Here is a 21,671-nt window from a genome sequence, read left to right as displayed (position 1 = left end):
AGGCACTCCCTTAATCCCGACATACGGTGGCATGCAAATGCTGCCATAGCATCACTCGATCTAAATTTACTAGGAGGCCAATATGGCTACGATCGCACTCACAGAATCTTTCATAAAAAACGGACTGATCTGTCCTGAAGGAAAGCGCAAAATCGAGTACCGGGACACAACGACACCAGGCCTTCTCGTTGAAGTATCCAGTGCCAAACAAGGTGTTGGTACATACTACCTCCGCTACCGTAATGAAGCAGGCCAGCAACGAGCTAATAAGCTAGGTCGCACCACTGACCTATCCCTCAAAGACGCTCGTAAAAAGTCACTACAAATTAGAGCAGAAATCTCTCAGGGAGCTGATCCCCGAGCGGATGTAATCGCCCGAAAAGCGATTCCTACTTTTGCTAAGTTTATGCAAGACCAATACATGCCTCATGCAAAAAGCCATAAACGAACATGGAAAGGTGACGAGGGTATGATGAATCGGGAGCTGATACCTGTTTTCGGTCATATGCGCCTGAATCAAATTACGCGAAAACAGATACAGAGCTTCCATACCCGATTGAAGGAGGAAGGACGATCAGGAGCTTACTGTGACCATTACATAAAACTGATCCGTCATGCACTTAACCTGGCTGTTGATTGGGATATCATCAGCCAGAATCCTGCCCGCCGCGTCCCTCTATTCAGAGAGGATAATCGAGTTGAGAACTATATGGAGCGAGATGAGCTTGAGCGCCTGATCCATGTATTACGATCCGATGCTAACCGAATGGTGTGCAATATTGCATTATTCCTGCTGAGTACTGGGGCTCGTCTCAATGAAGCCCTAACCGCCACTTGGAATAACATTGATCAGAAGAACCGTGTATGGCGGATCCCCGCAGCTAACTCCAAATCTAAGAAAATCCGTTCGGTACCGTTGAACGACTCAGCTTTGGAAATTATTAATCAACTAACAACTGAACAGAGGTATGAGTATCTATTCATAAATAAGAACACCGGCAAACCGTACACCACAATCCTTAAAGTCTGGGGACGGTTGCGAAAGGAGGCTGGTCTACCACGTCTTCGGCTGCATGATCTACGCCATCAGTATGCATCATTCTTGGTGAACGATGGGAGGACCTTATATGAGGTTCAGCAAATACTAGGGCACTCTGATCCATCGGTGACGCAACGATATGCCCATCTGTCTAGCAGTGCACTACAGGCTGCAGCAGCCAGTGCATCGATGTGTATTGATGGGGCGTTCTCCGAAGCTAGCTGAAGTGTGTCAGTAGTCAGGGTGGGGTCGAAAGGCCCTGCCTGTCTGCCTCAGTGGCAACCTCTGGGAATCTTGGTATCCAGGGATGGCTACCCTTCTAGCCTAAGGTCAGAGCCGCTAGGTCACAGCAGGAACGCTCACTGCGCTGTTGGTGATAAACTGATCGTCATCATATAGCTTCAGGCTAAGTTTTCAGAATATTAAGAAAGGACTCATCAGTATGTTTAGAATTTTCTCTTTCATATTAATCTTTGGCCTCTTGACGAGTAACGTGTTGACGCTTACCTGGGGAGCCTTTAATGCTACTTTATCAACAGCGCTAACTTCGATTTCTGGCGTAGAGTCAGTGATGAGCAAACGAACTGCTGCTGTTAAGAAATACGGAAACCGAGTTATTAAACGCACGGCGAAAAGAACCGCCAGAAGCGTCGCTTCGATACCCCTTGAGTCTGTCCCTTATCTCGGCGTCGCTATGATACTTGCCGTGACAACCCTTGAGGTGAAGGATGCTTGTGCCGATGTAACAGATATTGGTCAGCTTCACTCAGAGATGAACATCAAGGATACGACGACGCCAGAAATTATTGACAAAATATGCCATCCAGAGATCCCTTCAATCGCAACAATATTGGACAAATTACCTGAAGAATCCAATGTTACAGAGGCTGCACCTGATGATCAGGGAAGTATTCTTGCGAAGATATCTACTTGGGGAAAAGGACTCTGGAGCAAAAGTGATGAAGCAATAACCCAGGAAGGCGAAAGGCAGGATTATCTTGAGCTGACGAAGCAACAATGGGGTAACGCGAAGACGTGGGTGCAGTCGAAAGTGGAGTGAATATTAGTCCTCAATCTGGCATTTCTGTCTGCTTTACAGCACTAAGCAGGCTTTACTGTTTGATCTGAAGAACAGCCGCTTTGTGCCAGGATCGGTCCATTAAGAACTGTATTAATGTCTACGAAAAACTGGTCGATTCAAGCCTTGTTCTTCCTGTCTAACTAATTTTATTCCGGCGATCTGGACCAAAGCTTGTTCATCGCTATCTGTTGTTACGAGACGCAGAGCTTGCGTCTGCTACATTGAGTGAGCATGGCGAGTTTTAATATCTTTTTTGCTTCGATTTCAGCAATTACTGCTTTGTTACTAAACATAGGTCCCCTTTCCGTGTTGTTTGATGCCCACCAGCTTCTCAAAGATCCCTGATCATGCAAATTGGTGCTTTCCGTTAAATTCTGATCCACTTCGCAAACCTGCAGTTATCGCGACAAGCTTGAGAAGTGAGCCGGTTAACCGGCAGGTTGGTTCATTAACTCGGCAACTTTGGCTCGAAGACCATAATTGCGCGTCACACAACGCAGGCTCAATTCACCATTTCTGATCAGGTGGATATTCGCTGCTGCGGTAGAGGGTTGGCAGATCCGCCAATTGCTGAAGTACAGCCCTTTACCATCTGGAGTATTCACCTCTCTTGCGGAGTGAACAGCGGAAAACAGTTGACGCCAGGTGGTAGCCACTGCGACTTTGTGACCGAGACGGGTTTCTTCAAACATGTGCCCTCCTAATTGGCTATCATTTCCGCCCTGCCTGAAATTTCCGCATATTTTATGCCCAAATAGGTGTGATATATCAGCTGGAAGACCGGAAACCCATTGGCTCTATACAAGATGGAGCACATAAACAATCACAGCGCCAACCAGAATACCAAACAAAAAACGCCCTTTCTTACTTTCGGGAATAAATTTCTCACCAGATGCACTGGCAGGATTCCCCTGAATACCTTCATATTTCACATTGCTCTTATCATCTGGCTTTAAGATATTTTGTACCTGCCGTGATAACAGCTCCAGCTGCTTACTATATCTTTCACAAGGATCATCAATAAGATCAAGAGCTCGCAAAATATCATCCAGATTATCAAACCACTCCGGATGCTGTTTTGCCCTCTGATCGGCTTGATAGTCAAATACGTCTACTATCATGATATCCGGATCAGGGTCTTTGTAATCGCAACAACATTCTCTCAACTCTTCTCTGACAGCCTGATATTTATACAGGTTTTCATTTTTCAAAGCCGGTTCAAGAAAGGTTATCTCATCCTTATTAAACAGCTCCCTTACCCTTTCTAGTTTACGTGTAGAAAATCTGGAATAGTAAGAGTACCGAAGAGCCGGATCATCACTGTCACACAGTTTTTTAAACTTCTCATTAAAGTCTTCAATCAGACCAGAAAGAAGAAAACGACAGCAGAAATAGTTACTATCCGGCTTATCTGAATTCTTTACGCGCCACCGCTCTATAGCTTTTAGTATCTTCATACCATGAGCTCTCTCCGGCAACAGCCTTTTTCCCAAAACTGCCAACGTTGAAGCTGTGCGATCACTTACAGGTAATGTTTCAAATAGCTTCCAGCCTTCTGAAAACCGATAACCAAACATTTCAAGGTCATCGACCGGAAAAGACAACCTTGGATTTGACGCAGCCTGACGAATAAAGTTTAACCACAGCTCATCTTCCAGGTGCTCAAAAACGCCTTTCTTTTCAAAAATATTTTCAATTATTTCATCACCGCAAAAACCGTTAGAAAGGAATGAGTTCACCAGGTAGTAGCTTCCTGAAGTAATCAACTCACCTAAAATCCCGTTTTCAACAACCCAGCTTCGCCCAAAACTACCTTGTACTGTCGAACCGGATAAAACCGCCTTCTTAATCTGATCTACCTCTGTCGTCTGGAACAATTCGCCAGAGCTGTCTGACGGCAAATAAAGGCCGGATATAACTGTAGTTTCTTTCTTTTCACCGCCACGCTTATACAGCTCCATTCCGGTTTCTGAACAGTGACCGTATAACGCCAACCCAAGATCAATCAAAGGATCACTGCGGCTCAGTAACAAACTCTCAATTTCCGGATCACGATATGAGGAGAGTGAAAGTTTTGTAAGTTTTGGCCTGTTCTCTTCTAACCATGAAAACACGTCCTTCGGCCCTATGTGCATTAGCCAATAAGACAGAAACTCCTTATCCACCATAACTTCACCCTGCCGAAATTAAATACACATTGAGGTGTGGTTAACCTCAACCAATGAGCTGCCTGGATTTGCATCATAAAGCGTAGCTCATATGGTTTGCTTGCATGCTTTCCGTGATTATGCTTTGTAAACTTTTAGGCCTCTGCTCACCTGTTTGGCGCGGTAAGAACGTTGGACTGCATCGTTTAAATGACGCCGGGCAGATTCAACTGAGTATCCACCATCTGGAGTGCTGAAACCTTCAATAAGTGACAGGCGTACCGCAATCTGCTGAAGAGACCAATCAAGGGCATCTAATTCATCGCTCACTGTCGACCGGTCACGTTCTACCGGTCGCAGCTGGGTAACCTTGGTTCTCTGGCTCATCATCGGTCCCTGGTTCCTCTCCTTTAAAGTCTGGTCACTTATACACGGACTCCAGAAGCTGCTCTACTTCAGCCACTTCCTTGCGTCCCAGGCTAGGGATCTGATCAATTTCAAGCCCCTCATCTACAGCCAATTTAACTTGCTGAAGGCTGTTGAAATTTTCACACAGAAGCGAATACGCCGTGCGGTCACTAAAAGCACAAACCCAGGCAGGGATCTCGCCCTTCAGTTCCAGGATTAACTCTCGGTAGGATTTACTCTCAAGATCTTCCGGCAGTTCTGCGGGAGCACCGCCGTAACGCATTTTCCAATCTGAGCAGCACTGGTCAGCGGCTTTAGCCCAGCCGGTTATCCAGTCGAACGCCTCTTTACTGTATGCCTCGTAAGGATTATCCGCGAGGCTTGCGCCTATCTGGTATGCAGTATTGCCTTGATCAATTATGCGTTGGTTTTCCATATCCCTATCCTTTCCGTGATTTACTGGTTATCAGGTGACATTAATTCATCGCCTGGAGATCAACACGATATTCAGTGATCGGAAGGTTCAGACATCGACCGCCCGTATCATAGTGCTGACCTGTCTCCATATCGAAGATCAAAAAATGGGTTGTGGCATACTTCACCGCTATGAATGCGCTACACATTAATTCCACTATATGGAATAAGCATAATTTACCGCTATTACAAACAGGGTAGACAGAATTACTGCAATCAGCCGGAATACGAAGACTGGTCTAATCCTTACAATATGAAATGTTTGCCCTTCCATAAATCCCGCTGACCCGCCAACGGCGAAGTGAATATAGTATGGCCAAAGAAAGGCCATTCGAATCAATATGATTGTTTCAAGCCATACAGAGGCACGACGTTGCCCTTTGGTTTGAAGCGTGCGATATACGGTTGTGGCCATAATGATATACAAAGCAAATAAATCCTTGATAATGGGTGGTATATGCACCGGTAACCACATAAATATAAAATCAAATGCCGTATAGAAAAGGACCGCATATGTCGTGTAAATATTCTGGAACAACTCAATGGGTTCGAGTGTGAAAATATCAAAAACCAACTTAGAAATTGATATTGTAGCAAGCAGGATAGATATGATTGAGATTACGGGGTTAATAGATATAACAGACCTTAAAGCAAAAAAATATTTGCTTCGTTTTTTCCCGGATTTTTTTCTTTGCTCGACGCAATTCAAGCATAGCTCTTGATGTCCAGAGTCCACAGCAAAGAAACGACCTCTACATGAATTGCAGACTGCATACTCTTCATTTTCAAGCCTTGAGAAGTCCTTCACATTCATATTTCTAAACAAAGTTTCCCCCTCCCTATATCAACCTATCTTCCTTAATGCTGATGCTCATGCTGAGATATATCTTCTCTTGCCACCGTCGTTCCCTCGCCTTTCCGTGAATTTATTAGCCACCAGCTTACCACCTCTGAATAGAACGCAATGCGCGTGAAGTGACGATTTTCGATCTACTTCCAACCTTGGCGGAGAGAAATAGGATTACATTCTCCGAATCAGGTTCTTAATCCAGATCATACAAAACTCTATCGCCCAATCAGTTTGTGCTAGTGACAGTTTTGGCATGTTGTCATCACCTGCACCATGTCCAAATGGATTTCTTACGTTTCTGAAAAAGCTTTTTATATCATCACATTCCCAACCGGAAATGAATTCGCCATTCTTCTTCGATCGCAGGTTATCAACGAAGTTACTTGCTCCTCTTTCATTGCCCTGAGTCCAACCTTTTTCGTTTGATATAATCTTAATGGTACTTTCGAGTGCTTTAGCAGCATACCAAGCCGGATCCCGCCCCCCATTGTCTCGGAGATCAATAGCTTCCTTTATGTCATTATCGACGTTCCTCCACTCAGGTGCAGAAACAAGATTCCAAAACGTTTTTTCGATTTGGTCTGTCATTGTTTCGTCTGATGATATTTGTATGAAGCCGTTGTGGTAATCCAGTCTGGTTCTTGCCTGTCTAAACCGTGCATTCAATTCATCACAGGAGGCTTGAAACTGGTTATTCATAGCAGCATTAGCGGCGCGTAACCTATCGCTTGGATTATCAGAAACTCGGACAACGCCACGATGGGCTCTTCTCTTCGAACTTATTTCTGCTTCATGAACATTCTTTTCAAGACCAGCATTCATCGTGGCTATTTGTTCTGTACGACAGCGGAATGCTATTTCAATGAAGCTAAGGCGTTCTTTGATAAATTGGTCAGCAGCGATCGTTCCATCAAAGTCAGAACAAACAAAATTCTCACATACTGTCACCTTGGCCAAAGAACCACTAGTCCAATGTTTGTTCCCATTCCATTGTGAGTAGTACCCATAAGTTGGTGTTGAAAGATCTTTTAACCCAAGCTCCATCGCGAGCTGTTTGTTTAATTGTTCCCAGGTCTCCTTCATCTTAGGGTTTTCTTTGCCATCATAAGAGTAATAGGGAAAAAGCTGTTCACTAATAATTCGAAAGGATTGGACTAACAAGCGACGGGCATTTTCGTCAAACCGATCCCACAAAACTACATTCATGTATCTGTGAGCAAAGATATCTGTAAGCATGAATAACTATCCTTTTAAATCCTCACCTTCTCAGGCGATTGTTTTTCCTTTCTAAAATATCAAAACGCCTTTGCAGCAATGCTGCCCATATCTACCGGATCACTATCAAGCATCCGACGAGTTGTTTTCAAATTCTGGTTACCTAACAGAGTGTGAATATGTGGAATATCGTACCCTATGCGCCTCAATGTCACTGCAAACGTTCTTCGTCCACTTTCTGCTGTAGCCCCATCGATCCCAGCTTTAGAAAAGAGATTGCTGTATAGCCTGGATAATGATGTACAGGTATATCGGATCTTTCCTGATTTATCGGGCCGCTCCAGCAAAGGAAATGGCTTGCCATGCTTGTTGAGAAATACGGGGGAGTTTGGGTCTAGCTGGCGATAAGCTGCAGTGTTGTTTGTTAGCCCCTGATCCAGTTTCACGCGCTTTAAGAAATACGCATCCAGCATTCCAGTAATGGCTTTGATGACCAGTACAGGGGCCGAGAAAGGCCATTAAATGCGATTTCTGCACGGATCTTCGATTCTTTTAAGTAATCCCCTTTGCAGTCCAATACATCGCTAACTTTTAGTTGGGCAATTTCAATAACTTTCATGGGAGTGCCAAAGAGTATGCCGAGCAAAGCCAGATCACGTTCCGGCAGCTGGGAGCAAGCTTCGGTGACTTTAAAGAGGTGTTTTCTGTCGTTTTTCTCCACGACAACGGCAGGCATGCTCTTAACATCCTATGTAAACAAATATCCATTTAATGGTGCCATGTAGACAACAAAGAGGCAACTGATAGGGAATGCAGTGCTGCAGCGACTGAACCATCTCACTTTCACGGAAAGTCGGCCTACTGCGGTGGTAGCCCCTTCCGCCGCAACAGCGTGTTGCAACCACCGAGATTGCCGTTAAGGCGGCTGGACGTGATCATGCCACCCGGATCGACCCAATAGGTCACCTCACACCAGTAGGTGCCGGAAAACGGCACCTCAATCCCCGGTCCCTGGACCTGATAGTGTTGCTGTGCTGTATAGGATAGGATCCGTTGGCCATCATCCATACGATGTGTTGCGGCAGGCGGGCCCCATGCTGCCACTAAGGTATCAACATGGCGCCCCTCCCACGCCGCGAAGGTCTGCCCCAGGTTGGCGCAGGCCGCCAGTGCCAGCGCACCGCCGATCATTAGCAGTATCTTCATTTTCCGGATGGCCTCCTTCGAAACTGAAACTACTTACCCTAACTATAGATGGAAGGGCACGCCGTCACGTCCAGGGGTCAGCTTCACGGAAAGTTCAGAATAACGCCCGTCGCCACGGAAACGTTTAGTCCTGCAGCAGAATCATTGTGTTGTCTCGGTAAAGAACGATAAACGACCGTATCGGCTCAGCCCATTCTACACAGCGGCCGATCCCAGCAAATGGATTTCTAACTCTGGAGTCTGTTTCCTTCGGCGGCTCTTTTTCTGGTCGAGGTTCCCTGCGGGAGCAGATAGACCGACCTTTGCGGGTGTAGCCGGCGTACTGGCCTCCTGCATTGCTAGTACAGGTGAGCGCAGCATCGCCAGCCTCACAGGTGAATATGGTGGGCTGGGTTGGCGACTCGTTGGTTAGGACAATGGTGGTGCTGGCGCCCTGACTAACCACCTCAGCAGGCCGAGGAGTGAGACGGTTTTCGTTCGCGGCAAGATCGAGCGAAATCCATTGCCAGTCACCTGCCAGGGCGGCACCCGTATACAACAGCGCCGAAAACAACAGGGGGTGGATTAGCTGTTTCATACCCTCTCCTCTTAGTTTCAGTTGGTTTACTGCCCCTCAAACTTTTCACAGCATCTCACTTGCCCTCAATTGTCAGGGTGTACACAGTATTGCCGCTGCCGTTACCGGACGACAGTTGCAGGTCGTAGTCAATTGCCATCAGGTTGGCCAGTATCACGGCACACTCTCCGGTCGCAAAAATGTCCGGATCCAGCACGGCGGAGGTCGACCATGCGGTGACCGTCAGATGGGTAGTATTGGTTAGGTGGGTGCAGCTGATCACGGCCACATCCGGTGCAGCGGCTGGTGGCGCAGCGCTGCCGACGGACGCCGCGAGCAGGCCCAGCCAAAGGGTAAACGTTTTCATTGCTACCTCACAAAACAATCAGGGTATCAGCCAAACTATAGCGCCTGACGCGCACACTGCCGTCGGAATGCAAAAATTTCACGGATAGTTGGGGGCTTCAGGGGCAAGCACAAATGCCCGCTCCAGAAGAGCTAAACTTCAGGTGAAGGGGCAAGCGTAGAGGGTTAAGACTATGGGCAAGAAGATTACACCGGCCAACAACTCTGCCAACCAGCAAAATGCCAATAAAGGGACATCGGGCACTAACCGGCAGAATGCACAGAATCAGGGTAACCGCGGAAAGCAGTTGAACCCCAATCAGAAAAGCAAAGGTTAAGAGAAAGGGGTGCAACGCCCCTTTCTAAAAACTTTACGACCGTGCCGGGTTGCGCTACTCAGCTGTCCTATATGTCATTCCCTGCTGCAGTTTCCGTCATCTTCCATCCCTGATTTACAACACTATGCTCCATCTACATCCAATCCAAAGGCTTTAACGGCAGATCGAACCATTCTGCCCATTATGGATAACTCCTATATAAGCTCATATGGAGTATTTCTTGAGGCAGTGATTTAATTAGGGAGGAAACGTGCTTAAAGGATCCAAACACGATGCAACACTACCTAACAATAGCTCTACTGGCTATGTCGTCTACAGCACTAGCTGAGACTTATATATGTACACCAAGAGATAAAGTCGAATACGCCAACTTTGGAGATGATGCTACGTGGCTTAAGTTAGAAGATCATGCTGTTGAACTTCATAGCTTTATGTTTAAACACATTAGAGAGAATGAGTTCGCTATTAGCCGTATCAATGGTACCTGGCTGCGCTTTTGTTCTGCTGTCCAAGTTAACAAAGACCTAGTTGAGTGCAATGATGATCGCGGCCGCTTTTCGCTTAACAAAAAGACTTTATCATTTGCGAATATAGGCATTACCACATCAATTGATGATATTACTGTTAGCAGTGCTGATATGGTATTCGGTATCTGTGAAAAGTTAGCTGAGTATTAGTAGTTTCCGATTGATCGTCCTACAGCGCTTTCCATTGTCCAACTAGCCGACCCGAATTTCACGGAAAATTTTGGAACGGGATAAACGCCGCATCCACGCCATGCACCCTTATTTCATCTAAACGCAACGTGTTGCCGTACACCACTCCGATTGCAGTATAACGCAATCGTGTCTGGCCGATGGGCGACACATATCCGGATTCAATCTCTACCCGTTCGCCCCCTAGACTACTCACCCGGCACGGCTCGTTTACGGTCTTAAACTCCCTTCCTAAACGCTGACGTATAAGGTATCCGGCAGTGCTACAAACGGTCGTGACCGACATACTCCCCGCCACTGGAGGCTCGGTGTCACAGGCTGATAACAGCAAACCTATGATTGCCATAATGATGATTTTCATCTCCCTCTCCCTCTCCCTCTCCCAAACACGCCATGACCTAAACATCCTGGCCTATGGTTTCTGCAGAGTTAGAGTGTCGCAGGTAACTAGCGTTACCCTATAAAAGGAGTATGACCCCCATCGCTGTTGGGGTCCTAGCCCACCACATTCGACCACTCGGGACAAACGCAATCCTGTGACGACTCTGTTTTTATCAAGTCCAGGGTCGCGCACGGTCAGATCATAAAAATAACTGGCATGCCCAAACACCAGAATATCCGGGGTGCTCCGGATGATATTAACCAAGGTAAAGGCACTGTAAGGTATGATATCCCCGCGCTGGTTCACTGGCACACCGGGCAGCACAAAGGTCTCGCTAAACCCTGGATATTGCCGAGCGATCCCCTGGGCTATGTCGATATTCGCGGCACGTTTGCGCCGCTGGTTTCGCTTCGCGTCCTTTTCACAGCGCGTAACGTCAGAGACACCTGGCGAATAACAGTCAACTGCATTGTAATAAAAACTGTAGTCCTGCGGGGGAGCGTGTTGTCGCGTATCCCCCAGACATCCAACCAGCCCCCAAAACAGCCCGAGCAGTAGCATATATCGCATGCTTCGAATTTCCTTCCACCCAAATATGCTATTTACCTTAGTTTGGACGCAACGGTTATGCCCAAAAAAAAACTCATTAATTTAAGCAATTTCTTTTTTGCATTGCCCTTTAGATTGTTGGCTATTATTTACTCTGATCTATCACGCAACCTTGCAGTAGAGCCCTTACACATATCCCAAACACGCTTACCTAGATCGAAGGTACCGATAACGGTTAGGATTGGTTTTACCCCGTTTTCACGGACAGTCAGTTAAGAGCGGTTTGAGTTAGCTTACGCTTTTTCCTTTGGTTGTAGAATCGCTCAATAACTACCGATCTTCGGATTCTGTTCGGAGTTCGGTCTTGGAAACTTGTTATAATTCTTCCACTTACGAGAGGACAGATAAGGGGGCGGTAAAAACCTGTTCGGGATAGGTTCGGAAACTAGCATTGACTCTATTGCACACAGAAAAATCACTTAGAGTTCTTGGACTTAAAAGACCATATCCTGAGTGTTCCTGTGACTCATAATCGATCGGTCGCAGGTTCAAGTCCTGCAAGAGGCACCATCCCCCTATTCCTGTATCTGTAATAGTATCCGACTCACTCTTTATAGGAGCCGGGCAGGTAGTACGTGCAGTATGAAGATTTAGTTACTGCCCTATAGAATTAAAGCCGTCCGCGAACTGCATCTTTGAAGATCGTGGCATATTCCTGAGCATCAAATAAAATCGGATTACTGCCAGCCGAAAGGTCCATCGCCGCCATCTTACCGATTTTTTCAGCAGCGCTATCGTCTATATCAATAGATGCCAGGCTATGCGGAATACCTAACTCATCACGCAACTCCACTACCCAGCGAAGAAAACTATCGAAGCCGGGATTGGGTAGATTCAGGTAACGGGCAAGACGCTCGATCCGTCCTTCAATCGCTTGTCGATTGGCTTGCAACACATAAGGCATCAGAATAGCGTTTAACAGGCCATGGTGGGCGTTATATAGCCCCCCCAATGGATGTGCGAGCGCGTGCGTACCGCCCAACCCCTTTTGAAAAGCCGTGGCCCCCATGCTGGAAGCCACCAGCATCTGGGTACGCGCCTCCAGATCATTACCGTCCTCAACAGCCCGCCCCAGGTAGTCTTTTACTAATCGGATTCCCTCGACAGCAATACCATCCGCTATAGGATGGTATAACGGCGAGCAAAACGCTTCCAGGTTGTGTGACAGTGCATCCATCCCGGTGGCAGCCGTGATATCTGACGGCAGGCCTATAGTCAGTTTCGGATCAAGGATGACAACGGCTGGCAGCATATCCGGATGAAAGATAATCCTTTTTCTATGTTTGATCTTATCGGTTATCACCGCAGCCCGACTCACTTCAGAGCCGGTTCCGGCTGTAGTGGGCAATGCCACAATTGGCGCTACTTCTGTTCCCTCAATTCGCTTCCCACTACCTCCGACATCTTCAAAATTCCACAGCGAGCAGTCCTGCCCGGACATTAATGCTACCGCTTTGGCGGCATCGAGAGCCGACCCACCGCCAAATGCGATCACGCCATCATGCTTACCAGCCCTGTAGGTAAACACCCCATCTTCGACATTTTTTAGCGTAGGGTTACCCTGAACATCGCTGAACAGCTCTACCTGCAGCCCCGCTCCACGACACAGTTCCAGAGCATCCTGAACCATTGACCGCCCCACCAGCCCGGGATCAGTAACCAGTAATGGTGCCTGCATCCCCAGTTGCAGACACACTTGCGGCAGTTCTTTCAGGCGTCCGGCACCAGTACGAATGCTGCTGGGGTAACTCCAGTTGGCTTGTAACTGGCTCATAAATGACTCCTTACTGTTCGGCCTTAAAATATCGGAATCGGGTCCGGGAAACAGATCCGCATAGCGATTTTAAGATAGTCCAGCCGTGGGCTTATCGCTCTATATAATTTCGAAGTAACGCTCCAGCTCCCAATCGGTAATATGCTTGCGAAATTCTCGCCCCTCCCATTCACGGGAGGCGGCATAATGTGCCACGAATTCATCACCGAATAACTGACGCGCTACTACAGAATCACGTAGCGCGGCTGCAGCATCCATTATGTTTTGCGGCAGCGCCTGGTGTGACGGATGTTCCTGCTCATAGGCATTGCCAATCACCATTGGATCCGGCTCAAGCTTATGTTCAATACCGTACAATCCAGCTCCAAGAGATGCAGCCAGCGCTATATAGGGATTGGCATCCGCGGAACCCAGGCGAAACTCCACCCGTTGTGACTTGTCTGTGCCAGGGATAACCCGCAGCGCTGTGGTACGGTTTTCACAGCCCCAGGTTGCATCGACTGGAGCCCAGAAGCCTGGCACAAGTCGAGAATAGGCATTGACCGTCTGCGCCATCATCACCATTAACTCCGGCATCAACTTCTGCTGACCTGCGATGAAATGTCTTTGTAAGCGGCTCATATTCATCGGCTGATCCGGATCGTAAAAGGCCGAGCCTGTGCCATCATTGTGGCGCAATGAGATATGAATATGCCCAGATTGGCCGGCGCAGTCGTTTGACCACTTAGCCATGAATGTAGCCATCATGTCCCTGCGCTGAGCCCAGACTTTAGTGAATGTTTTGAACAGAGCGGCCTTATCAGCAGCCGCCCGGGCGCAGTCCACAGCCAGAGCTGCTTCTAATACACCGGGCCCGGTTTCGGTATGCAAAGATTCAATTGGAAAGTCCATCCGTTCACCCAGTTCCAGCAGCTCTTTATGCAGATCAGACTGCACCGAATTGCGCAGAATAGAGTAGCCAAATGCACCCGGTGTAATTGGCTCAAGATTACGATAGCTCTTATTCCGGGCAGAATGCGGAGTCTCATTAAACATAAAGAACTCATACTCAAACGCAGCGTAGGCCTCAAGCCCCATAGCATCCGCCTTTTTCAGAATCCGACCCAGCGTATTGCGCGGACAGATTTCGGCAGCATTGCCGTCAAACTGACACAGGAACAACAGCATTCCCGGTTCAAAGGAAATATCCCGGCAACTATCGGGTATAACCTTCACCGGCGCGTCCGGAAAACCGGTGTGCCAACCGGTATACTTAATACCCGCATCCTCATACAACTGATCCTGAGAATCCCAACCCAAAACTACATCACAGAATGCAAAGCCACTATCTAAAGAAGAGAAGAACTTCCCTTTGTTCATATACTTGCCACGCATAATGCCGTCGTTATCGAACAAGCCCACCTTTACGTGGGACAAACCTCGCTCGGTAATGATCTGCTTAGCGTCAGCAATCGTTTTCACATCTCCTGGCTTCATCATCGGTCAGTGCCTTTTTGTGTTTATACTTTATCAATTCACAAAAGCGAGCGTAAATCAGATTCTGGCTTAGCTATGAACCTTCAAGGCAAAAACGGACATTCACTCGTAAATCTGAAAACCTTCTCTGCCCCGATCAACTTTCAAACAGTCGTTACTGTTACATTCCGACCAAAAGCCATCGATTGTCCAGATAAGAGATAGGTCACGAATATATAGCGAAACTTGATCCTAACCCCTTAATAAAGGCTAGCAAACACAGTCGGTTACAGCGAAAAAAGAGTCAGAGTATTTTCATGCTGAGCAATCAGGGCAAAGGAAGTTGTATAAGTACGGGCACGAATGATGGCTGAGAAGGGCTCCTGCAATTGAATTGAAATACCGTACATAGCAGCAGGCACAGGGATCAATCCATCAGCGATTGAGCGACACTACAGGAAATTAGAGAGCATTCCACAGATCACAGGTTCTATAGATAAAAAAATGCCCAAGGATTACCTCAGGCATTTATAGCGTTTGTTAAAGATGTTTTTCAGCACTCATCAGCCCATTGCGGCACAACCTGCTTACAAACAATAAAGTAGGGGTTAAGCAACGTATCTTCACGACTGTTATAAAGCAGCGGGGTTAATTCCGGATACTGCAACACTTGCCCTCCCGCAGCCTCAACAACGGCCTGCGCGGCGGCCGTATCCCATTCACTGGTCAGACCCAGCCTCGGATAGAGGTGCGCATTACCATCGGCAACCAGACAAAGCTTGAGAGAGCTGCCCATAGCGACAATATCGGCACCGGGCAGCCGGGTCATAAACTCTCTGAAATCGTCTGATTGATGGGAGCGACTGCCCACTACCCGCCAGTTATTGTTCTCCGATGGTATTTCTGCAGCTTTTATCTGTTTTACGTTGCCACGACTTTCCTGCTTGAATGCTCCGATATCTGCACCACCCCAGTAGGTGATCTGCAAAGCCGGCGCATGCACAACACCGAACACCGCTTTGCCATTCTCAATCAATGCAATATTGACGGTAAACTCGCCATTACGCTTAATGAATTCTTTAGTTCCATCTAGAGGATCGATAAGCCAGTAGCAGGACCAGTTGATCCGATCCTGCATCACCTGCTCGTCCGACTCTTCCGACAATACAGGAATATCCGGCGTCAACGCCTTAAGACCATCGACAATGCAATGATGAGACGCCAGATCAGCTTCCGTCAAAGGGCTTTGATCTGCTTTATCAGAGACCTCAAAATCCCGCTGGTATATATCCATTATCCGATCGCCGGCCAACTTAGCCAGATCGATTACCTCATTGTTATCAATCATCCCACCATCCCTGCTTTTACTTTAATCATAAACAATTTTAAAAGACCCATATCATTGGTATCAAGGGGATACTTGTCACAGCAACCACCATACTCAATGGCAGGCCCAGTCGAAGATAATCCGATACTCTATAGCCCCCCGGCCCCATCACCATCAGATTCGTCTGATAGCCAAGCGGAGTTATAAAACTGGCCGAAGCAGCAAACATTACCGCGATCACAAACGGCATAAAATTTACCTGCATCTGCTCCGCCACTGCAACTGCGATAGGGAACATCAGCACCGCTGCGGCATTATTTGTAATCGCTTCGGTAAACACCACTGTCATAACATAGATCAGCACCAACGCCATCAACGGACTCAGCTGATCACTAAACAACAGCAAACCAGCAATATGTTGTGCCGCACCGGTTTTATCCATCGCCATACCAATAGAGAACGACGCCGCGATCACCACCAATACTGTCAGATCTACACTACGGCGGGCATTTGCAGCAGACAAGCAGCCTGTTAGTAACATCCCGCCAGCCGCCAGAAATGCCGCCTCAAGAATAGATAACAGACCTGTAGCGCTAACACATACCATCAACATCAAAATAGCCAGGGCATAAGGCGCCCGGTCGAAATCAGGCGGACTCTGATCATTAACCATACTTACCAGCAGAAAATCTCTGCGCGACCGATACTGACTAACAAAGTCTCTGCTGGCTTCCAATAACAGGGTATCACCCACCTGCAGCCGGATATCACCAATCTTACCGTCTAACCTTCGCCCCTCACGACTGACCGACAAAATTGCCGCCTGAAAACGACTCCTGAACCGGGCGTCTTTTACAGTTCGATTCAGGCCCGAAAACTCCGGACCGATAAGCGCCTCAACCAGGCACCGATGTCGTAGCGCCACATCCAACTTTTCAGCATCACCGTTAACCATCGTCAGCCCGCGAAAGCTCCTTAATTCATGAGCACACTCCGGTGATCCAACAAATACCAACACATCAGCGGCATACAGTTGAGTCTCTGGCGGCACCGCCGCCAGCAGCTTACCGTTACGCTGAACATCCACCAGATAGCCATGTTGCAAGTGCCTCAAACCCGCTTCAGCAACGCTTCTGCCCGACACAGGGCCATCCGATTCAACGATAAGTTCAACGGTATACTCCCGCACCCTTTCCAACTGATCGACAATTCCGACTCTGTCAGGTAACAGTTTATGGCCAAACAAAATGACGAAGCAGCCACCCACCAGCAATACAGGCACGCCAACCCAGGCCAGCTCAAACATACCCAGTGAAACTGCTTTTTCGCTACGCAATAAACCATCAATTACCAGATTTGTACTGGTACCGATTAAGGTACAGGTACCGCCAAGAATAGCGGCATAGCTCAGCGGCAGCAGTAGCCTTGAGGGCGATATATTCAAACGCACCGCCCAGCCCTGGATCGCTGGAATAAACATTGCTACCACGGCGGTGTTATTCATAAAGGCGCTGAGCGATGAACTGGGTAAAAACAACCTGAACAGCGCTGCCCTGCCTGACTGTGGATAACCCAAAAGGAAATTAGCAAGCCATTGCACAGCCCCGGTTTCTTTTAAGCCTGCCGCAACCACATATAAGGCTGCGATAGTCATCACACCAGGGTTTGAAAAACCAGCTAACGCTTCGGCCGGAGCTAATATATCGGACACGACCAGAATAACCAGTGCCAGCATCAGCACCAGGTCGGAAGCGATATTAGTAAAGATGAGCAACAACAGCACCGAAGCCGTTATCGCCAATGTAAGATAGGCGGTTAGTTCCATATAACAGTACTCATAAGGCCTCAGAAATCCTTTTCTGCAAATATTGGGACAAAAAATATTTAACACCCAGGGTTGAGATCCTACCTTCATAATCGTAAGATATCAATTATCGACAGGGAACGTTGCGCCAATTTTGTTTTAAAAGAAGGCATAACTAGTTGATATAAAATTAAATTATAAGGAAGTATAGTTCAGATGTTCAATCTTTCAAATCTATTCCAAAAGACCTTCAATTTGCTATGAAGAGCAATGGAATGACACAAGAACAGCTCAATCAACTGCGAAAAAAGGCAGTTGAGCTACGTCTTAGAAAATTTTCCCTGAGCCAGATTCATGAGAAGACAGGCCTTAGTGTTCCGACGATAATTTCCGCCTATCAGAACTTTATAAAATATGGCTGGAATGGTGTCAGCACAGAAAAAAGAGGTCGGCCCGAAGGCAGTTTGCAGCAGGATATAGATCCACAAACAGCCGTCCGCTCCCTCCTAGAAAAGGTTCCACTCTCAAATTCTCTACCGCAACCGCTCTGGACAATCGCATCTGCTAAGCAGCTCTTTGAGCATAATTACCACTGCATTTATTCTGAAAAGAACATTTCCCGGTTACTACAACAATGGGATTTTCTGCCAAGACCGCCAAAAATGGCGACAGCCCTGACAAAATCCTGGCATGAAGAACACTTTCCCGCAGCACGTGCTCTTAAAGGAAAGCCAAAGCAAAGAATCCTCATTGGCGGCATCCACTCTCCGCAGCGAAATTTATCCGACAAGACCGATACTAATAACCGGCCGCTGTATATAATTTACGCTCGGGACCTGCGTAAAAAAATCTACTGGCTCGCGTCTGACACGATACCTTTACAGGATCTAATCGTTGAATTCCTTGACCGTCTGAGCCAACAGTTCCCGGATAAAACACAGTTTTTCTTTAAGAGCTACCCTTTGGACAAATACCCCCGGATTACAAACTGGCTCAACAATCAACCAGCCTTTTTGTTACATACTTTCATGGATGAGAGCAAGCATGGGGAAGACCCCACTATTGCCAGACCTATACAAAGCAACCGATCGCAGCAACAAGCAACAGCCGATCAGTCATATGTGAGGAACACAATGGCACTTACACACTTAGAACGACTCGAAGCAGAAAGCATTCAGATCATGCGAGAGGTTATCGCTCACGCCGATAACCCGGTCATGCTTTATTCTATAGGCAAAGACAGCGCTGTAATGCTGCATCTGGCGATGAAAGCCTTCTTTCCTGGTAAACCTCCCTTCCCGTTACTGCATGTCGATACCGGCTGGAAGTTTCGCGAGATGTACAGCTTCCGCGATCAACTGGTCAAAGAGCTGGGCATGGAGCTGATCAGCCACATGAACCCTGAAGGCATCGAGAAAAACATCAACCCATTTACCCATGGTTCAGCTCTGCATACCGATATCATGAAGACTGAAGGGCTAAAACAGGCACTGGACCAATACGGCTTTGACGTCGCATTCGGTGGCGCCCGTCGCGATGAGGAGAAATCCCGGGCTAAAGAGCGGGTATTTTCATTCCGTACCAGCGATCATCGCTGGGATCCGAAAAACCAGCGCCCTGAGCTATGGAAGCATTACAACGCCAGAAAACAGAAAGGTGAATCGATCCGCGTATTCCCGCTATCCAACTGGACTGAACTGGATATCTGGCAATACATCCATCTGGAGCAGATTCCGATTGTTCCGTTGTACTACGCAGCAGAACGCCCTGTGGTCGAGCGTGATGGTGCACTGATCATGGTCGATGATGAGCGGATGCCGCTGAATGAAGGTGAGGTCCCGATCATGAAAAGTGTGCGTTTCAGAACGTTAGGCTGCTATCCACTCACCGGAGCGGTGGAATCTGAAGCTGATACGCTACCCAGCATCATCCAGGAGATGCTGTTGACTAAAACATCTGAACGACAAGGACGAGTCATCGATCACGATTCAGCGGCATCGATGGAAAAGAAGAAGCAGGAGGGATACTTCTAATGGCACACGTATCGGATCTGATATCAGAAGATATTGAGCAATACCTGAATAACCATCAGCACAAGAGCTTACTACGTTTTATTACCTGCGGCAGTGTCGATGATGGTAAAAGCACCCTGATCGGGCGACTACTGTACGAGTCAAAGATGCTGTTTGAAGACCAGCTCAGTGCAGTTGAAGCTGAATCAAAGAAATTCGGCACCCAGGGGCAAGAGATAGACTTTGCACTGTTAGTCGATGGCCTTGCAGCTGAACGGGAACAGGGCATAACCATCGACGTCGCCTACCGGTTCTTCTCAACCGATAATCGAAAATATATCGTTGCCGACACGCCGGGCCACGAACAATACACCCGCAACATGGTGACAGGTGCTTCGACAGCTGATGCTGCTATTCTGATGGTCGACGCCCGTAGAGGTATCCTCACCCAGACTCGCCGGCATAGTTACCTTGTATCTTTGATCGGCATTCAGCATATTATTGTGGCCATCAACAAGATGGATCTGGTTGAATATTCCGAACAGCGCTTTAATCAGATCTGCGAAGACTACCGAGAATTCGCCAAACAGATCGGCATCGAACAGATCACATTCATACCTCTTTCTGCGCTTGCCGGTGACAATATTACCGAGCCCAGCCAGAACACCCCCTGGTACCATGGCACCACGCTGATGGGTTATCTTGAGACTATTGAAGTCGATGATCAGCGCATGCAGAGCAAGCCGTTTCGTATGCCGGTGCAATGGGTGAACCGGCCCGATCTCGACTTCCGGGGCTTTGCCGGCCAAATCGCCAGCGGCAGCATTAAGCCAGGCGATAAGATCCGCACCCTGCCATCCGGAAAAGAGACTACAGTCGATAAAATCGTTACCTACAATGGCGAACTGGAACAAGCCGTTGCCGGGCAGTCGGTGACTATTACGCTGACCGAAGAGATAGACATATCCCGCGGCGATACTATCAGTTCAGCGGCAGAACCTGCTTCTATTGCCCAGCAGTTTGAAACGACGATAATCTGGATGCATGAAGAGCCGCTACTGCCTGGTCGTACTTACCTGATGCAGATCGGTACCCAGACTGTATCGGCTACCATTACCGACATAAAATACCAGACCAACGTAAATACAATGGAACACCTGGCCGCCAAGAAGCTTGAGCTGAACGGTATAGGTGAGTGCAATATCAGCCTGGATAAGGCAATTCCATTCGATGCTTACACGGAAAACCGGGACACCGGCAGCTTCATCCTGATCGACCGGATGACCAACAACACCGTTGGCGCCGGCCTGATCAATTTTGCCCTGCGTCGCAGCCATAACATCACCGTACAGCATACCGATATCAATAAATCGTTGCGGGCCGAAACAAAGCATCAGAAGCCTTGCGTAGTCTGGCTGACAGGCCTGTCCGGAGCAGGTAAATCTACCATTGCCAACCTGGTAGAAACCAAGCTCCATGCAATGGGACGTCACACCTATCTGCTCGACGGTGATAACGTGCGCCATGGACTTAACAAAGACCTGGGCTTCACCGATGCCGACCGGGTGGAAAATATCCGCCGTATAGCCGAAGTCGCAAAACTGATGGTCGATGCAGGTCTGATCGTTATTACCGCTTTTATCTCACCATTCCGTTCAGAACGGAATATGGCACGGGAGCTGGTTGACGATGGCGAATTCATCGAAGTACATGTTGATACGCCACTAGAGATCGCCGAAGAGAGAGATGTTAAAGGACTCTATCGTAAGGCACGTCGCGGCGAACTGAAGAACTTCACCGGCATAGACTCACCTTATGAAGCACCGGAGAATCCGGAAAGCGTTATAAAAACAGCTGAGATAACAGCAGAAGAAGCTGCTGATCAGATTATTCAGTATCTGATAGAGGCTGGAAAAATCTAAGGCTAAAGAAA

At 47.7% G+C, this 21,671-nt stretch carries 22 protein-coding genes; 6 read left to right on the top strand and 16 right to left on the bottom strand.

Going from position 1 to position 21,671, the window contains the following annotated elements:
• The first annotated feature begins 82 nt into the window (after positions 1-82).
• Positions 83-1,264 carry a tyrosine-type recombinase/integrase gene (locus ACQUQM_RS22355; protein ID WP_432472076.1) on the top strand — a complete coding sequence of 394 codons (1,182 nt, stop codon included), beginning with the start codon at positions 83-85 and terminating at the stop codon, positions 1,262-1,264.
• A 217-nt stretch (positions 1,265-1,481) separates the two neighbouring features.
• Positions 1,482-2,099: a hypothetical protein gene (locus ACQUQM_RS22350; RefSeq protein WP_432472075.1), complete on the top strand. Its 618-nt coding sequence runs from the start codon at positions 1,482-1,484 to the stop codon at positions 2,097-2,099.
• A gap of 449 nt (positions 2,100-2,548) precedes the next feature.
• Here the strand turns inward: ACQUQM_RS22350 and ACQUQM_RS22345 are convergent, their stop codons facing one another.
• From ACQUQM_RS22345 to ACQUQM_RS22295, 11 genes are all read right to left on the bottom strand, one after another.
• Positions 2,549-2,812, bottom strand: a complete 264-nt coding sequence (locus tag ACQUQM_RS22345) for a hypothetical protein (RefSeq protein ID WP_432472074.1) — start codon at positions 2,810-2,812, stop codon at positions 2,549-2,551.
• Positions 2,813-2,917: 105 nt separating this feature from the next.
• A complete protein-coding gene (locus tag ACQUQM_RS22340) occupies positions 2,918-4,288 on the bottom strand; it encodes a hypothetical protein (protein ID WP_432472073.1) in 1,371 nt (456 codons plus the stop codon).
• Between the two features lie 117 nt (positions 4,289-4,405).
• Entirely contained in the window at positions 4,406-4,657 is a 252-nt protein-coding gene (locus ACQUQM_RS22335; RefSeq protein WP_432472072.1) for a hypothetical protein, read from the bottom strand.
• Between the two features lie 31 nt (positions 4,658-4,688).
• Positions 4,689-5,111, bottom strand: coding sequence for a hypothetical protein (locus tag ACQUQM_RS22330; protein ID WP_432472071.1), 423 nt, complete (start codon positions 5,109-5,111; stop codon positions 4,689-4,691).
• A 195-nt stretch (positions 5,112-5,306) separates the two neighbouring features.
• Positions 5,307-5,975 carry a hypothetical protein gene (locus tag ACQUQM_RS22325; RefSeq protein ID WP_432472070.1) on the bottom strand — a complete coding sequence of 223 codons (669 nt, stop codon included), beginning with the start codon at positions 5,973-5,975 and terminating at the stop codon, positions 5,307-5,309.
• Between the two features lie 195 nt (positions 5,976-6,170).
• Positions 6,171-7,235: an AbiJ-NTD4 domain-containing protein gene (locus ACQUQM_RS22320; RefSeq protein ID WP_432472069.1), complete on the bottom strand. Its 1,065-nt coding sequence runs from the start codon at positions 7,233-7,235 to the stop codon at positions 6,171-6,173.
• Positions 7,236-7,294: 59 nt separating this feature from the next.
• Complete coding sequence (locus ACQUQM_RS22315; RefSeq protein ID WP_432472068.1) at positions 7,295-7,687, bottom strand: hypothetical protein; 393 nt, start codon at positions 7,685-7,687, stop codon at positions 7,295-7,297.
• Positions 7,666-7,950, bottom strand: coding sequence for a hypothetical protein (locus tag ACQUQM_RS22310; RefSeq protein WP_432472067.1), 285 nt, complete (start codon positions 7,948-7,950; stop codon positions 7,666-7,668). Before ACQUQM_RS22310 ends, ACQUQM_RS22315 begins: the two co-directional genes overlap by 22 nt.
• Before the next feature lie 122 nt (positions 7,951-8,072).
• Positions 8,073-8,420: a hypothetical protein gene (locus ACQUQM_RS22305; RefSeq protein ID WP_432472066.1), complete on the bottom strand. Its 348-nt coding sequence runs from the start codon at positions 8,418-8,420 to the stop codon at positions 8,073-8,075.
• A 124-nt stretch (positions 8,421-8,544) separates the two neighbouring features.
• On the bottom strand, positions 8,545-8,997 hold the full coding sequence (locus tag ACQUQM_RS22300) for a hypothetical protein (protein ID WP_432472065.1): 453 nt from the start codon (positions 8,995-8,997) through the stop codon (positions 8,545-8,547).
• Positions 8,998-9,052: 55 nt separating this feature from the next.
• A complete protein-coding gene (locus tag ACQUQM_RS22295; RefSeq protein WP_432472064.1) occupies positions 9,053-9,361 on the bottom strand; it encodes a hypothetical protein in 309 nt (102 codons plus the stop codon).
• A gap of 154 nt (positions 9,362-9,515) precedes the next feature.
• Here ACQUQM_RS22295 and ACQUQM_RS22290 point away from each other — a divergent pair, with 154 nt between their 5' ends.
• Together ACQUQM_RS22290 and ACQUQM_RS22285 are read left to right on the top strand one after the other, a co-directional pair.
• A complete protein-coding gene (locus tag ACQUQM_RS22290) occupies positions 9,516-9,659 on the top strand; it encodes a hypothetical protein (RefSeq protein ID WP_432472063.1) in 144 nt (47 codons plus the stop codon).
• Between the two features lie 272 nt (positions 9,660-9,931).
• Positions 9,932-10,336, top strand: a complete 405-nt coding sequence (locus ACQUQM_RS22285; RefSeq protein ID WP_432472062.1) for a hypothetical protein — start codon at positions 9,932-9,934, stop codon at positions 10,334-10,336.
• Between the two features lie 58 nt (positions 10,337-10,394).
• Here the strand turns inward: ACQUQM_RS22285 and ACQUQM_RS22280 are convergent, their stop codons facing one another.
• The 5 genes from ACQUQM_RS22280 to ACQUQM_RS22260 all read right to left on the bottom strand — a co-directional run bounded on the left by ACQUQM_RS22280 (position 10,395) and on the right by ACQUQM_RS22260 (position 17,747).
• Positions 10,395-10,736, bottom strand: coding sequence for a hypothetical protein (locus ACQUQM_RS22280; RefSeq protein ID WP_432472061.1), 342 nt, complete (start codon positions 10,734-10,736; stop codon positions 10,395-10,397).
• 1,240 nt (positions 10,737-11,976) lie between these two features.
• A complete protein-coding gene (locus tag ACQUQM_RS22275; protein ID WP_432472060.1) occupies positions 11,977-13,140 on the bottom strand; it encodes an iron-containing alcohol dehydrogenase in 1,164 nt (387 codons plus the stop codon).
• Between the two features lie 99 nt (positions 13,141-13,239).
• Positions 13,240-14,619 carry a glutamine synthetase family protein gene (locus ACQUQM_RS22270; RefSeq protein ID WP_432472059.1) on the bottom strand — a complete coding sequence of 460 codons (1,380 nt, stop codon included), beginning with the start codon at positions 14,617-14,619 and terminating at the stop codon, positions 13,240-13,242.
• A 529-nt stretch (positions 14,620-15,148) separates the two neighbouring features.
• Positions 15,149-15,943 (bottom strand): 3'(2'),5'-bisphosphate nucleotidase CysQ, encoded by a 795-nt coding sequence (gene cysQ / locus ACQUQM_RS22265; RefSeq protein ID WP_432472058.1) that lies wholly within the window; start codon positions 15,941-15,943, stop codon positions 15,149-15,151.
• A 37-nt stretch (positions 15,944-15,980) separates the two neighbouring features.
• Positions 15,981-17,747, bottom strand: coding sequence for an SLC13 family permease (locus tag ACQUQM_RS22260; RefSeq protein ID WP_432472057.1), 1,767 nt, complete (start codon positions 17,745-17,747; stop codon positions 15,981-15,983).
• A gap of 1,007 nt (positions 17,748-18,754) precedes the next feature.
• On the opposite strand from ACQUQM_RS22260, the gene cysD reads away from it, so the two are divergent.
• Entirely contained in the window at positions 18,755-19,759 is a 1,005-nt protein-coding gene (gene cysD / locus ACQUQM_RS22255; protein WP_432474869.1) for a sulfate adenylyltransferase subunit CysD, read from the top strand.
• On the top strand, positions 19,759-21,660 hold the full coding sequence (gene cysN, locus ACQUQM_RS22250) for a sulfate adenylyltransferase subunit CysN (protein WP_432472056.1): 1,902 nt from the start codon (positions 19,759-19,761) through the stop codon (positions 21,658-21,660). Before cysD ends, cysN begins: the two co-directional genes overlap by 1 nt.
• Positions 21,661-21,671: the final 11 nt, after the last annotated feature.

Origin of the sequence: Amphritea sp. HPY, assembly GCF_050870985.1 — a bacterium.
Classification (GTDB): Bacteria; Pseudomonadota; Gammaproteobacteria; order Pseudomonadales; family Balneatricaceae; genus Amphritea.
The sequence above is the reverse complement of the archived record's forward strand: the minus strand, read 5'-3'. Positions and strand labels throughout refer to the sequence as shown.

What these genes read in the sequence shown, in the direction of transcription:
- ACQUQM_RS22280 (WP_432472061.1), bottom strand. Translation starts at nt 10,736, where the DNA reads ATGAAAATCATCATTATGGCAATCATAGGTTTGCTGTTATCAGCCTGT.
- ACQUQM_RS22335 (WP_432472072.1), bottom strand. Translation starts at nt 4,657, where the DNA reads ATGATGAGCCAGAGAACCAAGGTTACCCAGCTGCGACCGGTAGAACGT.
- ACQUQM_RS22355 (WP_432472076.1), top strand. Translation starts at nt 83, where the DNA reads ATGGCTACGATCGCACTCACAGAATCTTTCATAAAAAACGGACTGATC.
- ACQUQM_RS22290 (WP_432472063.1), top strand. Translation starts at nt 9,516, where the DNA reads ATGGGCAAGAAGATTACACCGGCCAACAACTCTGCCAACCAGCAAAAT.
- ACQUQM_RS22350 (WP_432472075.1), top strand. Translation starts at nt 1,482, where the DNA reads ATGTTTAGAATTTTCTCTTTCATATTAATCTTTGGCCTCTTGACGAGT.
- ACQUQM_RS22315 (WP_432472068.1), bottom strand. Translation starts at nt 7,687, where the DNA reads ATGCTGGATGCGTATTTCTTAAAGCGCGTGAAACTGGATCAGGGGCTA.
- ACQUQM_RS22310 (WP_432472067.1), bottom strand. Translation starts at nt 7,950, where the DNA reads ATGCCTGCCGTTGTCGTGGAGAAAAACGACAGAAAACACCTCTTTAAA.
- ACQUQM_RS22275 (WP_432472060.1), bottom strand. Translation starts at nt 13,140, where the DNA reads ATGAGCCAGTTACAAGCCAACTGGAGTTACCCCAGCAGCATTCGTACT.
- ACQUQM_RS22270 (WP_432472059.1), bottom strand. Translation starts at nt 14,619, where the DNA reads ATGATGAAGCCAGGAGATGTGAAAACGATTGCTGACGCTAAGCAGATC.
- cysN (WP_432472056.1), top strand. Translation starts at nt 19,759, where the DNA reads ATGGCACACGTATCGGATCTGATATCAGAAGATATTGAGCAATACCTG.
- ACQUQM_RS22320 (WP_432472069.1), bottom strand. Translation starts at nt 7,235, where the DNA reads ATGCTTACAGATATCTTTGCTCACAGATACATGAATGTAGTTTTGTGG.
- ACQUQM_RS22330 (WP_432472071.1), bottom strand. Translation starts at nt 5,111, where the DNA reads ATGGAAAACCAACGCATAATTGATCAAGGCAATACTGCATACCAGATA.
- ACQUQM_RS22345 (WP_432472074.1), bottom strand. Translation starts at nt 2,812, where the DNA reads ATGTTTGAAGAAACCCGTCTCGGTCACAAAGTCGCAGTGGCTACCACC.
- cysD (WP_432474869.1), top strand. Translation starts at nt 18,755, where the DNA reads ATGGATGAGAGCAAGCATGGGGAAGACCCCACTATTGCCAGACCTATA.
- ACQUQM_RS22300 (WP_432472065.1), bottom strand. Translation starts at nt 8,997, where the DNA reads ATGAAACAGCTAATCCACCCCCTGTTGTTTTCGGCGCTGTTGTATACG.
- ACQUQM_RS22260 (WP_432472057.1), bottom strand. Translation starts at nt 17,747, where the DNA reads ATGGAACTAACCGCCTATCTTACATTGGCGATAACGGCTTCGGTGCTG.
- ACQUQM_RS22285 (WP_432472062.1), top strand. Translation starts at nt 9,932, where the DNA reads ATGCAACACTACCTAACAATAGCTCTACTGGCTATGTCGTCTACAGCA.
- cysQ (WP_432472058.1), bottom strand. Translation starts at nt 15,943, where the DNA reads ATGATTGATAACAATGAGGTAATCGATCTGGCTAAGTTGGCCGGCGAT.
- ACQUQM_RS22340 (WP_432472073.1), bottom strand. Translation starts at nt 4,288, where the DNA reads ATGGTGGATAAGGAGTTTCTGTCTTATTGGCTAATGCACATAGGGCCG.
- ACQUQM_RS22305 (WP_432472066.1), bottom strand. Translation starts at nt 8,420, where the DNA reads ATGAAGATACTGCTAATGATCGGCGGTGCGCTGGCACTGGCGGCCTGC.